This is a genomic window from Sphingomonas parapaucimobilis NBRC 15100 (assembly GCF_000787715.1).
GTDB lineage: Bacteria > Pseudomonadota > Alphaproteobacteria > Sphingomonadales > Sphingomonadaceae > Sphingomonas > Sphingomonas parapaucimobilis.
Genome location: NZ_BBPI01000069.1, coordinates 24615 through 38203, shown reverse-complemented (window position 1 = coordinate 38203; position 13589 = coordinate 24615). Strand labels below are relative to the sequence as shown.

Annotated in this window: 8 protein-coding genes; 4 read left to right on the top strand and 4 right to left on the bottom strand. The window is 64.8% G+C overall.

Going from position 1 to position 13589, the window contains the following annotated elements; all coding sequences use genetic code 11:
• Positions 1-74: 74 nt before the first annotated feature.
• Both SP5_RS12295 and SP5_RS12290 read right to left on the bottom strand, forming a co-directional pair.
• Complete coding sequence (locus tag SP5_RS12295) at positions 75-2126, bottom strand: putative bifunctional diguanylate cyclase/phosphodiesterase (RefSeq protein WP_042489086.1); 2052 nt, start codon at positions 2124-2126, stop codon at positions 75-77.
• Positions 2123-2635, bottom strand: a complete 513-nt coding sequence (locus SP5_RS12290) for a GAF domain-containing protein (RefSeq protein WP_042489081.1) — start codon at positions 2633-2635, stop codon at positions 2123-2125. Before SP5_RS12290 ends, SP5_RS12295 begins: the two co-directional genes overlap by 4 nt.
• Before the next feature lie 382 nt (positions 2636-3017).
• Here SP5_RS12290 and SP5_RS12285 point away from each other — a divergent pair, with 382 nt between their 5' ends.
• The 4 genes from SP5_RS12285 (at position 3018) to SP5_RS12270 (ending at position 10429) form a co-directional block, all read left to right on the top strand.
• Entirely contained in the window at positions 3018-6017 is a 3000-nt protein-coding gene (locus SP5_RS12285) for a TonB-dependent receptor domain-containing protein (RefSeq protein ID WP_439645617.1), read from the top strand.
• 93 nt (positions 6018-6110) lie between these two features.
• Positions 6111-7184 (top strand): DUF2332 domain-containing protein, encoded by a 1074-nt coding sequence (locus tag SP5_RS12280; RefSeq protein WP_084220679.1) that lies wholly within the window; start codon positions 6111-6113, stop codon positions 7182-7184.
• A 307-nt stretch (positions 7185-7491) separates the two neighbouring features.
• A complete protein-coding gene (locus SP5_RS12275) occupies positions 7492-9264 on the top strand; it encodes a HAMP domain-containing methyl-accepting chemotaxis protein (protein WP_245613481.1) in 1773 nt (590 codons plus the stop codon).
• Between the two features lie 139 nt (positions 9265-9403).
• Positions 9404-10429 carry a sensor histidine kinase gene (locus SP5_RS12270; RefSeq protein ID WP_042489357.1) on the top strand — a complete coding sequence of 342 codons (1026 nt, stop codon included), beginning with the start codon at positions 9404-9406 and terminating at the stop codon, positions 10427-10429.
• 45 nt (positions 10430-10474) lie between these two features.
• On the opposite strand, the gene SP5_RS12265 is transcribed toward SP5_RS12270, so the two are convergent.
• Both SP5_RS12265 and SP5_RS12260 read right to left on the bottom strand, forming a co-directional pair.
• A complete protein-coding gene (locus SP5_RS12265) occupies positions 10475-11551 on the bottom strand; it encodes a PLP-dependent cysteine synthase family protein (RefSeq protein ID WP_042489073.1) in 1077 nt (358 codons plus the stop codon).
• Entirely contained in the window at positions 11541-13580 is a 2040-nt protein-coding gene (locus SP5_RS12260; RefSeq protein WP_042489070.1) for a M3 family metallopeptidase, read from the bottom strand. The genes SP5_RS12265 and SP5_RS12260 overlap by 11 nt, the downstream gene beginning before the upstream one ends.
• Positions 13581-13589: the final 9 nt, after the last annotated feature.

The window sequence follows — 13589 nt, the reverse complement described above, 5'->3', positions numbered from 1 at the left end:
CACCTTACTGCATATGTTCATATTCCGTCCGCTTCATGGGCACGGCCTGCCCCTGTCTCGCTGGCGCCGGGCGGTCACGCCACCGCTTCGCCCCCCACGATCCGGGGCCGGAGGCTCGCGACCCGTCGAACATGGTCGGGATCGGCCAGCGTGCGCGAGGGCCTGCCGATCAGATAGCCCTGGACCGCGGCACAGCCCTCCCGGGTCACGATGGCCAGTTGAGCAGGCTCCTCCACCCCCTCGGCCAACACCGGCATGTTGAGCGTCGCCCCCAGCGCCGCGACGGACCGCAGGATCGACACCGCCTGCTCGTCATGCTCGATCTCGGAGACGAAGGACGCATCGAGCTTGATCCGGTCGAAGGGAAAGGAGCGCAGCACCTCCAGCGAGGAATAGCCCACTCCGAAATCGTCCAGCGCGATGGCGATGCCCATCCCCTTCAGGGCCTTCAACTGCTCGAGCGCGAAATGCTTGTCGTGAATGATCGCGCTCTCGGTCAGCTCCAGCGTCAGTCGCTCGGGCGGCAGGCCGCTGTCCGCAAGGGCCGAGCGCACCGTCTCGACCAGCTGCTTTTCAGCCAGATGCATCGGCGACAGGTTGACCGAGACGGGCTGCGGATCGGCCCAGCCCGCCGCCTCGCAACAGGCCCGCCGAAGCACCCAGTTGCTCAGCGGCACGATGTCGCCGCTCTTTTCGGCAAGCGGGATGAACCGGTTCGGCGGTATCATGCCCCGGACGGGGTGGTTCCAGCGGATCAGCGCCTCATAGCCGCAGATCTCGCCCGACGGGATGGCCGACTGTACCTGATAATGAAGCTCGAACGCGTCGGCATCCAGCGCATGGCGGAGATCGGCGATCAACTCGCGCCGCTCGCGCACGGCATCGTCCATATGCGCGTCGTAGAAGCACGGTTCCTTCGAGTGCGCCGACTTCGCCCGGTACATGGCCAGATCGGCCTTGGCGAGCAGCGCGTCGGCATCGGTTCCGTCCCGTATGGCCAGCGCGACCCCGATATTGGCGCCGATCGACGCGGTGAACCGGTCGAACAGGAACGGCGCTTCGGACGCCGCGGTCAGCCGGCCCAGAAAATCCTCAAGCTCGGCCGGATCGTCATACGAGACGACGGCCGAGAACTCGTCACCGCCCAGCCGCGCGATGCGCTCGCCGGGCCGCAGGATGGACGAAAAGCGCGCTGCCAGCGCCGCCAGCAGCTGGTCGCCCGCCTGGTGGCCATAGGTATCGTTGACTACCTTGAAGCGGGACAGGTCCATCATGACCACCGCCATGCGCTGATAACCGCCCCGGATGCCGAAACGGGCCTCGAGATCCTCGATGAAGCTGATCCGGTTGGGCAGGTCGGTCAGGCTGTCGTGCAGCGCCATGTGACGCAGGCGGCGATAGGTTTCCGACTGGGTATGCCCGTCGATCAGGGCGCTGATCGCCGCGCATCCGACGATGATGAGCGTGGCGACCGTCGTCGTGGTCGCCAGCGTCGCCATGGTCATGCCCGACAGGCCCTGGCCGAGTTTCAGGACGGTGATCTTCATCGCCGTCATGCCGGTGAAGTGGAGTGCCGCGACGGCAAGGCTCAGCCATGCCACCGCCGTCTTGTTCCGCCAGCGTCCCCGCCCGGCCAGGACGTGGAAGGCCATGGCGGACAGACCGCTCGACAACAGGATCGAGGCCACGACATAGGGCCAGTTCCAGGTGACGATGCCGTCGACCCGGTACGCCGCCATGCCGATATAATGCATGACCGAGATGCCAGTGCCGATCACGGCCCCGCCGACTGCCCCCGACCAGCGCCGCCGCCCGGCGGCCAAGGCCAGTCCCGGAACGGCGATCACGATCACCGCCAACAGGGACAGGAGCGTCAGGATCGGATTCAGAATGACGGGCGCGGTCGTCCGAAACGCCATCATCGCGACAAAATGGGTCGCCCAGACCATCGTGCCCGCACCGACCGCGCCCAGCACGACCCAGCCAGAGCGGCGATAGCCCCGTGAGGCCCGGACGCGGCTGAACAGCTGGACGGTCGCGAGCGACCCCGTAACGCAGATCAGCAGCGCCAGCGCGACGAAGCGCAGGTCATGCTGCTGCGTCAGGCACAGGACCACATCGATCACGCGGCGCCCTCCATCTGGAGCAGGTCCGCCCGGCTTTCCAGGGCGACCGCCGCCTGCCGGGCCAGCGCGATGAGATAGGCTTTCTGATCCGACGAAGCGGGGCCTCGTCGCTGTGTGTCGAAGACGCACAGCGCCCCGACATCGATATCCCCGGCGACGCGCAAGGGCACACCGATATAATAGCGGACGAACGGCGCGGCGTTGATGGCTGGCAGTTCGGCCACGCGCGGATCACTGCACGGGTCGCAGATCTCCAGCACGCCGGGATTGTCGAGCGCGAAGGTACAGAAGCTGCGGTGGCGCGGGTTGCACACGATATCCAGGCCACGGGCCGCCTTGAACCATTGCTGATCGCCATGGATCAGGGACAGGAGCGCGATCGGGGCATTGAAGGATATCGCAGCCCGCTCGACGAAACGGTCGAAGCCGGGCTCGCGCGACGATTCCAGAATGTTCAACGCATGTACGGCGCTGGTACGTCGCCTTTCCCGGAACAGGGTCTTGAGCATCGTCTCTCTTCAATATTGAGTGCCCATTTTGGTCGCACCCGAACCTTTAAAACTTGATTTACCGATATAAATTAATCTGACCGCGTCAGTTGATGGCGCAGGGACAGGCAGTTGCCCCCTCACCCGGACGTCCGCCGAAACGACGATCAAAAGCCTCACCCTGCTGGACAAGTCACCGCGGCCTAAACCGTCGCAGCCGCGCTTACCTTTAACGACCCGGTAACTTCGCGGGTGATAGGCGCCCCGCCATCGCAGCGCCAGATCATGGCGAGTGGAATACCGGCGACGTCAGTCGCTGCTGCGTCAGAGGGGGAATTGTTAAGTGACTTCGAAGACTTCCGCATTTGGCAGACTGCGCCTTGGGATTTCGACGGCGGCATTGCTGACCGCGATCGCAAGCCCGGCCTTTGCGCAGGAGGCAGCACCGGCCCAAAGCGCCGATGCCGCCGACCAGAACGCGACCGCAGCCGCCGCACCCGCCACGACCGAACAGGACGTTCAGATCAAGCGGGCCGCGCCTGCGCCCGCCACGTCGGAAGGCGCGACCGTCGTCGTCACCGGCACGCTGTTCCGCGATTCCAACGCCAGCTCGATCTCGCCCGTGACCGTGGTGAACTCGAACGTGATGCTGCGCGCCAACATCACCACCGCACAGGACGCCATCCGTTCGGTTTCGGCCGACAGCGCGGGTTCGATCTCGACCGGTTTCAAGAACGGCTTCTCGGCCGGTGGCGCGGCGGTGTCGCTGCGCGGCCTGGGCGTTTCGTCGACGGTCGTGCTGATCGACGGCCTGCGCTCGGCCAACTTCCCGCTGAACGATGACGGCCATAACGCCTATGTCGACCTGAACTCGATCCCGTTCAGCACCATCGAGCGCATCGAAGTGCTGAAGGACGGTGCGTCGTCGACCTATGGCGCCGACGCGATCGGCGGCGTGGTCAACCTGATCAGCAAAAAGAACGTCCAGGGCATTTCGGGCTCGGTCCAGGGGGGCACCACCGAAAAGGCTGACGGCGCGCATTATCGCGCCACGCTGACCGCCGGGTTCGGTGATTATCGCGAGCAGGGGTTCAACTTCTACGTCAACGGTGAATACACCTATGACGGGTTCATCACCAACAACTCGCGCGGCTACCCGTTCAACACGCTCGACCTGCGCCCCAGCGGCCTGCAGGACCGCAATCGCAACGACGATTCGCTGCTCCAGCAGAACCCGCAGGCGGTCGTCACCCGCGTATCGCAGAGCGACCTGAACAATCCGCTGTCGGGCCAGGTCGGCTCGCCGCCGACCAACCAGTATCGCCTGCTCAATCCGAATGCCTGCCCCTTCGGCACCTTCACCGTGACCTCGGGCGCGGCACAGGGCACCGGTTGCGCGCATAACCTGCCCGCCGAATATTCGATCATCCAGCCGCGCCAGGAGCGTTACTCGACCACGGCGCGCCTGAACGTCCGGATCGCCGAGGGTTGGGAAGCCTTTGCCAGCGGCAGCTATTCGCATTCCGAAGTCGATATCCGCGGCGCGCCGTCGGGCATCCGCCAGACCCAGCCCTTCGGTGGCTCGGCGGCGCTCGCATCCAGCAGCCCGGGCATCGTCCTGCCGATGTATGTCTGCGCCGCCGGCGTGAACTGCGCCACCGCCGCCGACCGTCGCCTGAACCCCAACAACCCCTATGCCGTGGCGGGCGCCAACCCGGCGGACAGCGCAGCACGCATCTATTACCTGTTCGGCGACATCCCCGCCAACAGCCATCGCTATGTCGACGTATTCCGGGCGACCTATGGCATTTCAGGCGATCTGGGCGATGGATTCAAGTTCCGCCTGAACGGCGTCTATGCCCGTGACAATTTCGCGGTCACGCAGCGCGGCTTCATCAACATCCAGGGCCTTCTGAATGCGGTCAACACCGGGGCGTACAACTTCGTCAATCCGGAACAGAACACGCAGGCCGTGCGCGACCAGATCTCGCCGGAGCGGACCACCCCGTCCTATTCGACGGTGGCGACGATCGGCGGTTCGCTGCTGAAGTCGCTGATGGAACTGCCGGGCGGCGACCTGAATGTCGGTGGCGGGTTCCAGGTCCGTCGCGAGACGTTGATGAACCGCAACCAGAATGCGGACCTGTCCTATTACGGCCTGAACACCTCGTCGGCGCAGGGTCGTCAGACCGTGACCGCTGGGTTCTTCGAGATCGACGCCCCCTTTGCACGCTCGTTCGACCTGAACGTCTCGGGCCGTTACGATCACTATTCGCAGGGTTATAGCCACTTCTCGCCGAAGGTGGGTGCCAAGTTCACCCCGGTCCGCGAATTCTCGCTGCGCGCCACCTATTCGCAGGGTTTCCGTGCGCCGACCTTCGCCGAATACAACCCGGCGAGCAGCTATTCCGGCTTCTCTTCGTTCAACCCGCCCGCCAGCTTCATTGCGGCGCACCAGGGCAATCCCGCCTATACGACCTCGTACAATATCGGCAGCGGGGCGCAGGGCAACCCGGACATCCTGCCCGAGGTGTCGCGCAGCTTCACCGTCGGTACGATCGTCAACCCGACGCGCTGGCTGAATGTCACGGTCGATTACTACAACATCCGCAAGTCGAACCTGATCGTCAGCGGACCGCTGCGTGCCGAGGCGATCAACGCCTATTACAAGCAGACCAATGCAACCGACGGTTGCGCGGCGCTGGCCAAGGTGGGTCCGGGCTACAAGTGCAACGTCATCGACGCGCCCGATCCCGTCAACCCGAACGCCCTGCCCCGTCTGCTAGTGTTCGACGTTCCCTACGTCAACGCCAACTACATGGTCAGCTCGGGTATCGACATGCAGGCCAATGCGAACTTCCAGTTCGACAATGGCGTGAAGCTGATCAGCCGCGTCGACGTCACTCGCGTCCTGCGTCTTGACCTCGTCACCCCGGCGGGCGTGGTGCAGAAATATGCGGGTACGCTGGGGCCGTACGAGCTGTCGTCGGGTGGCGGCACGCCGCGTATCCGTGGCAACTGGCAGAACACGATCGAAGTCGGCAATTTCTCGCTGACCAGCACGACCTATTATGTCGGACGGATCAAGCAGGTGGCGGCCGATCGCATCCAGCCGACCAACGGCGTGATCGACCTGTCGTGCAAGAACACGCTGGTGCCGATCATCGCGGGCAGCGACGTGAACAACCAGTGCTTCGTTCGCCCGTTCATCTATACCGATCTGAACATCGGCGTGCGGGTCAATGACGACTTCCGTTTCTTCTTCAACATCCAGAACCTGACCAATGCCCGCGCTCCGCTGGCGGCGGCGGCTTATACCAGCAATCCGAACTATCTGAGCAGCTGGCATTATGCCGGTCTGGTCGGTCGCAACTTCAGCGCCGGTGCGAACTTCAACTTCTGATCCGGCCTGACCGGGTGATACGCGCCGGGGTCGACTTTCCCGTCGTCCCGGCGCGTATTGCCTTCTTATCTTTCGCGGCGTCATAGGCGACCGATGCAGCCGGAGCATTCCAAGACCATGTATCCGGGTTCGGAAAAACCGACCGCCCAGCCCAGCGAACTGTACCGACAGTCGCTGGTGATGCGGGCGATCGGTACGCCCTTTGTCGCCGACCTGCTCGCCGCAGTGGATCGGCAGCTCGACAAGGCACCGCTCAGCGCCGCGCTGATCCGCTCCTGGGGCAGCACCGCCGCCTCCTCCGCGATCGCGATGCGGATCAACGCTGCCCTGCACGCCCTGGCGAGGCGCGGTGTCGAGCCGCAATTGGCCGCGCTCTATGCCGGGGACCATGATCGCTACGACGAGGCGGTCGCCCTGGCGCTGGCGGCCCATGACGAATTCCTGGTCGACTGGTTGCTGCGGGTGCCGCAGACCAACGAGATCGGCCGCGCGGCGGCCTTGTACGCCGCCCTGATGGTCCTGGCGCAGAACCATGGCCATGATTTCGACCTGTTCGAAATCGGGGCAAGCGCCGGGCTGAACCTCAACCTGTCCCGCTATGCCTATGATCTGGGTGGCGTCCGGGCGGGGGCGACGGACTCGATGGTGCGGATCGCGCCGGAGTGGCGTGGCCCCCCGCCTCCCGATGCCGCCGTAACCGTCCGCGCGGCGCGGGGCGTCGATCTCCACCCGCTCGACGTCAATGATCCGGCGGCCTGCGAACGGCTGGCGTCGTTCATCTTCGCCGACCAGCCCGAACGAGCCGAGCGCCTGGACCGGGCGCTGGCGATCGCGCGACACCATCCGCCCCGGCTCGATACCGGCGATGCGGCATCCTGGCTGGCGACACAGCTTGCCCTTCCCGCGCCGGACGGTCGCCACCGGGTCGTCCTGCATTCGATGGTGCTGCAATATCTCAGCGCCGAGGACCGCGCCCGGATCGAGGCGACGCTGCACGAAGCCGGTGCGTCCGCGACCATGACGAGGCCTTTCGCCGCTGTCGGTTTCGAATGGGACCAGGCGCGCCAGCGGGTCGAGCTTCGCGTGCGCTCCTGGCCTGATGGGCGCGACCGCGTGCTCGCCCATTGCCATCCTTATGGTGCGTGGATCCACTGGCTGACGGCCTGACGAATATATGTCACGATAATGGTTACACGCTTCACCCATCCTTAACCTTGCGGTTCTACCCGTTGTCCGACGAAACCAAGGTTTCACGCAGGATCGGGGGGATAGGACATTGCGCGACGACGACTGCGCCAGTGTATTTCGCGGCACGTTTCAAAGCCGAATCCATGATCGCCTTTGATGCTCTCCCCGTCGTCGCAGCGACCTTCGATGCGACGCATGACCGACCGGTCCTTCCCGCCCCCGATAATGATAACGCAATGAATCCACGCGTATCGTCCTTCGTCCGACCTGTTGAGAGAAACGCATAATGCTTACGAACATGAACATCCCCAAGAAACTGGGTGTATCGTTCCTGATCGTCAGCCTGTCGGCCGCGGTGATGACGATCGTGTTCTTCGTGAACATCTGGGAAATCAAGAACGCAACGGCGGGCAACAACCATGCCCAGGAAGTCTATGCCAAGGCGCTGACGCTGGAGACATCGATCCTGCGTGAGAACAGCCAGCTGCGCGGGTTCCTGGTCACCGGAGACAAAAGCTATCTGAAGTCGTATGAAGAAGCCCGCAAGGAATATGACACCACCAGCCGCGAACTGAACGCGATGCTGAACGACCCGGCCGAGCTTGCGTTGCTCGCCAAGTCGAATGTGGAAAAGGCGAAGTGGCGGCGGACATGGAGCGATCGTCTGACCGATTGGGTCAAGGACGGGCGGCGCGACGAGGCGCAACAGGCCGTTCGTGACGCCGGAAAGGCCGTTCTGACCAGTGACATCGTGTTGCCGCTTCGCGCCATTCGCGACCAGGAAACAGCGGCGATCGCCAGCAACGCTGCCTCGCAAGAAAATGCCATCAGCACCGCCATCATTGCCCTGGTGCTGGGCGGCGTGATGCTGATCGGCGTCGTCATCACCCTTCAGATGGTGCTGAGCCGTAGCATCGCGCGGCCGATCACCGCCCTCACCCGCCTGATGGCCGAGCTGGCGCGCGGTCGCAACGATATCGACGTGCCGGGCAGCGCGCGCGGCGACGAACTGGGCGACATGGCCCGCGCCGTCGTCGTCTTCCGCGACGCGGCCAAGGCCAAGGTGAGCGACGACCGCGAGCGCGATCTGGCCCTGGACGCGATCGGTTCCGGCCTGCAAAGCCTTTCGGCGGCCGATCTGACCGTTCGCCTGACCGATCTGCCCCCCGCCTTCCATCAGCTGGCAACCGACTTCAACCGTGCGGTCCAGAACCTTTCCGGCCTGACCAGCGACGTTCGCGGCAGCGCCGGTTCCATCCGCTCGAATATCGAGGAAATCCGCCAGGCCACGGACAATCTGTCGGCGCGCAGCGAGCAGCAGGCCGCCAGCCTGCGCGAGACCGCCGCTGCGGTCGGCGAAATCACGCAAGGCGTCCGCGAAGGCGCCGCCAGCGCCAGCCAGGCGAACCGCGCCGTGACCGAGGCTCGCGACGAAGCCGAAAAGGGCGGGCAGATCGTCGCCAAGTCGATCACCGCGATGAACGGCATCGACCAGGCCAGCCGCGAGATCGTGGACATCATCACCGTCATCGACGGCATCGCCTTCCAGACCAATCTGCTCGCCCTGAACGCGGGCGTCGAGGCGGCGCGGGCTGGCGATGCGGGCAAGGGCTTTGCCGTCGTCGCCTCCGAAGTCCGCGCGCTGGCGCAGCGCTCGGCCGATGCGGCATCCGACGTCAAGGCGCGCATCCTGTCGGCGATCGAACATGTCCGGTCGGGCGTGGTGCTGGTCGACGAAACTGGCAATGCCCTGCAACGGATCATCGGCAAGGTGTCGGACGTCAGCACCGTGGTCGACGTCATCGCCCGCTCCTCCGAACAGCAGGCCCACAGCTTGGGCCAGGTCAACATCGCCATTGGAGAGATCGATTCGGTCACGCAACAGAATGCCGCGATGGTCGAGGAATCGACGGCCGCCGCCAGCCTGCTCGCGCAGGAGTGCGGGACGCTGATGGCCTCGGTCATGCGCTTCAACGTGGATGCGGCCGCGCAACATGCCTCCACCGCCTCGCCGCAATACCAGACGGATTTTGGCCACTCGTCCAGATACGCCGCCTGATATTGGACAGATCCCGCCCGTCACGGCTGATACGGGGTCGCGGTTCAAAGCGACGACCCCGATGCCGTATTAACCTGGGTTTGCAACGGATGGCGTGATCGCGCAGGAGAACCTCACACAGGAGGACGTGATAGGGCATATGGACGCGAAGCGCCGGATATTCGAGCAACTGCCGCTGCTTGGCGAGCGCAGGGCGCTGGCCTATGCCGTGGCGTTGCTACTTCCGGCCATTGCGTGGTGGATACGCTGGAAACTGGACGCGGCCTTTCCGCCGGGGTTTCCCTATCTGACATTCTTCCCGGCCGTCATCATCTCGTCCTTCCTGTTCGGGCGTGGCCCGGGAACGCTGTCAGCCATCGTCTGCGGCCTGCTCGCCTGGTATTTCTTCATACCGCCGGCCAACAGCTTCGATCTTGCGCCGCGCACGCTCGTCGCCCTGGGCTTCTATGCCGGGGTCGTGGCGGTCGACATCGGCCTTGTCGACGCCATGCAGCGCGCCAATCGGCGATCGTCTCGGCTGGCCGCGGAACAGCGACAACTCGCCGAACGCACCGAGTTGCTCTTCAGCGAGTTGCAGCACCGCGTCTCCAACAACATCCAGATGGTCGGCGCGATGCTGTCGCTGCAGCAGCGACAGGTCGTCGATCCGATCGCGCGCATGGTCCTGTCCGATGCATCCACGAAGCTGCAACTGATCGGGCGTATTCAGCGGCAGCTCTATGCGACGACGGGCGAGCAGGTGCCGCTGGACATCTTCCTGCGCGACCTGATGGCGGACCTGTTCGCCACCGACACGAAACCCGGCATCATCCACCGGATCGAGGCCGTCTCCGGACTCCGACTTTCGCCCGATGCGGCGATCCCGCTGGCGCTGATCATGGCGGAGGGCGTCGCCAATGCGATGGAACACGGCTTTGCCGACCGCGAGGTCGGGCAATTGATCGTCACCCTCACCCGACAGGATGACGTCATCGCGCTTTGCGTGATCGACGATGGCGCCGGCCTGCCGCCGGGGTTCGACCTTCAGGGCTCGAACAGTCTCGGCCTGAAACTGGTGCGCAGTCTGGCCAAACAGATGGGTGCGCAGCTGAGCGTCGAAAACGGACCGTCAACAGGAACGATCCTGCGCCTGTCACTGCCCGATGGCAAGGGCCGTCGCCCGTGAGCGCGCACGCGCCAAGGGTCGCCATAAACACCCCGTATCTTCCTATCACAGGCCGAATATGGCGCTGAATGCGGTTTCCTGCGCCCGCCAGTCCAAGCCGCGAGCGTCGAGCCATGGGTCGTCATAATAGGTGCAGCCGTAACGCTCGCCGCCATCGCACAATATGGTGACGATCGAGCCAACGTCTCCGCGTGCCGCCATTTCCTCCACCAATTGGGTCACGGCGACCAGGTTGGTGCCGGTCGAACCGCCCACCCTGCGCCCCAACCGGCGGGAAAGCGCGCGCATCGCACCGATGCTGGCGACATCCTCGACCGCGATCATCCGGTCGATCACGGAGGGGATGAAGCTGGGTTCGACGCGCGGTCGCCCGATCCCCTCGATGCAACTGCCGCAACCCTCGGGCAGCGACAGGGCCTGGCGGTCGGAAAAGTGCCGGTGAAAGACCGAATGCACCGGGTCGGCGACGCATAGCCGCGTCGCATGGCGCTGATAACCGATGAATCGCCCGATCGTCGCCGATGTCCCCCCTGTCCCGGCCCCACAGACGATCCAGCGGGGAACGGGATGCTCCTCCGCCGACATCTGCGCAAAGATGCTCTCGGCAATATTGTTGTTGCCGCGCCAGTCGGTCGCCCGCTCGGCATAGGTGAATTGGTCGAGATAATGACCGCCCGTCTCCGTCGCCAGGGTGTTGGAGACGTCGTAGACGGTGCGCGGATCGTCGACCATGTGGATCTCGCCACCATGGAAACGGATCGCATCCAGCTTGGGCGCGGCGGTCGAGGCGGGCACCACTGCGATGAAACGCAGGGCCAGCATCTTGGCGAAATAGGCTTCGCTCACCGCCGTCGAGCCGGAGGACGACTCGATCACACAGGTATCCGGCCCGATCCAGCCATTGCACAGCGCGTACAGGAACAGCGAGCGCGCCAGCCGGTGCTTCAGGCTACCCGTCGGATGGCTGCTTTCGTCCTTCAGGTACAGCGTGATGCCCGGATGGCGCGGCAGTTCCACCCGGATCAGGTGTGTATCGGCCGAGCGGTTGAAATCCGCCTCGATGCGGTGGATCGCCTCGGACCGCCAGCGTCGAACGGCGCCCGTGTCGCGATCAGCGCGCATTGGTCGTCAGCCCATGGCGCGCCAGCATCGCCTGCGGATCGGCGTCGCGTCCGCGAAAGGCGCGGAAGCTGTCGGCGGCAGGGCGGCTTGCCCCGCGCGAAAGGACCTCGGAGCAGAAGCGTGCGGCCACGGCCCTATCGACCAGCCCCGCTTCGATGAAACGCTGGAACCCGTCGGCGGCTAGCACCTCGGCCCAGAGATAGCTGTAATAGCCCGACGCATAGCCGCCGGCGAAAATATGGGTGAAGGCGTGCGGAAAACGATGCCAGGCGGGCGGGTGGACCACCGCCACCTCGTCACGCACGGCCTCGATCACCTCGATGGGGTCATGGCCCAGCGTCCCCATGTGGAGGAGAAGGTCGAACAGCGCGAACTCGACCTGCCGGACGATGAACATGCCCGACAGGAAATGCCGTGCGGCGACCAGCCGGTCGAACAGCCAATCCGACAGCGGTTCCCCGGTTTCATAATGGCCCGACATATCGCGCAGGACGGCCCGGTCCCAGGCAAAATCCTCCATCAGCTGGCTGGGCAGCTCGATCGCGTCCCACTCGAACCCGTTCGTCCCTGCGATGTTGGGGCGATCGACCTCGGTGAACAGGTGATGCAGGCAATGGCCGGTCTCGTGGAGGAATGTCACCACTTCCTTGTGACTGAGCAGCGACGGGCTGCCCGGCATCTTGGGCGCGAAGTTACAGACCAGATAGGCGACCGGCACGCGCTGGACATCGCCGTCGTTCAACCGGGGCCGCGCCTGCGCCATCCAGGCGCCGCCGCGCTTGCCCGCGCGGGCGTGCAGGTCGAGATAGACACCCGCAAAAACCTTACCCTGGTCATCCACGACGTCGTAATAGCAGGCGTCCGGGTGATAGACCGGGACGTCGGGACGCCCGACAAGGCTGATACCGAACAGGCGATCGAGCAGGTTCTTCCAACCGGCGATCACATTCTCGACCGGAAAATGCGCACGCACTGCCTGTTCGTCGACCGCAAACTGCGCCTCGCGCAGCCGCTCCGCGACATAGGTCACGTCCCAGGGTTGCAGTTCGTCGATCCCCAGATGCTTCGCGGCATAAGTGGCGAGCGCGGCGAATTCGAGTTCGGCCGCCGGCTTGGCACGACCCGCCAGATCGCGCAGGAAGGCCAGCACCTCCCCAGCATTGGGCGCCATCTTGGTGGCAAGCGACCATTCGACCGGATCGGGAAAGCCGAGGAGCCGGGCGCCCTCTTGCCGTCGCGCGAGAATCGCCGCGATCCGAGCCGAATTGTCGAACTGCCCGGCATGAGGCCCCTGATCGGATGCACGGGTCGCCGACGCGGCATAGACCCGTTCGCGCAGACCCCGGTCCCGCGCGAAGGTCATGACCGCGTTGACATGCGGCATCTGAAGCGTGACGACCCAGCCGGACAGGTCCCTGGTCTTGGCGGCTGCGGCAAACATCGCCTTGTCCGCATCCGACAGTCCGGCGAGCAGGCGTTCGTCCTCGACATGCTCGAACCAGGCATCGGTCGCATCCAGCACGGCATTGCCGAACTCGGTCGACAGCTGTGACAGCTCCACCGACAGGGCGGCAAAACGGGTCCTTTCCTTGGGATCGAGCGCGACGCCCGACAGCCGGAAGTCGCGGATCATATGGTCGACCGCCGCCCGATCCGCCTCGTCCCGCGCGGCGAAGTCCGGCGTGGCAGTCAATGCGACCAGGACGTCGTACAAAGCGTGGTTCTGCATGACCTGAAGCCGGTTCTCGACCAACCGCTTCTGCCCTTCCGCATAGGCGCCGCACAGGTCGGGCGTGTCGGCGACGGCCTGCAAATGGGTCACCGCAGACCAGACCGCCGCAATGGCGGTGTCCGCGCGCTCCAGCGGCATCCACGCTTCCGCGAAGTTCGCCGGGCGCTCCTCCACGATCCGCACAACCGCCGCTCGGTGATCGGCCAGCACCCGGTCCAGCGCGGGGCCGATATGGTCGGGGCGGATATCACCGAAATGCGGCAGGGCGAATGTGTCTAGCAACGGGTTCTTCATCATGGCTTTTCC

Bases quoted from the DNA above. Each gene is read 5' to 3' on its own strand.
- SP5_RS12280 (WP_084220679.1), top strand. From the start codon at position 6,111: ATGCAGCCGGAGCATTCCAAGACCATGTATCCGGGTTCGGAAAAACCG.
- SP5_RS12290 (WP_042489081.1), bottom strand. From the start codon at position 2,635: ATGCTCAAGACCCTGTTCCGGGAAAGGCGACGTACCAGCGCCGTACAT.
- SP5_RS12260 (WP_042489070.1), bottom strand. From the start codon at position 13,580: ATGATGAAGAACCCGTTGCTAGACACATTCGCCCTGCCGCATTTCGGT.
- SP5_RS12265 (WP_042489073.1), bottom strand. From the start codon at position 11,551: ATGCGCGCTGATCGCGACACGGGCGCCGTTCGACGCTGGCGGTCCGAG.
- SP5_RS12270 (WP_042489357.1), top strand. From the start codon at position 9,404: ATGGACGCGAAGCGCCGGATATTCGAGCAACTGCCGCTGCTTGGCGAG.
- SP5_RS12275 (WP_245613481.1), top strand. From the start codon at position 7,492: ATGCTTACGAACATGAACATCCCCAAGAAACTGGGTGTATCGTTCCTG.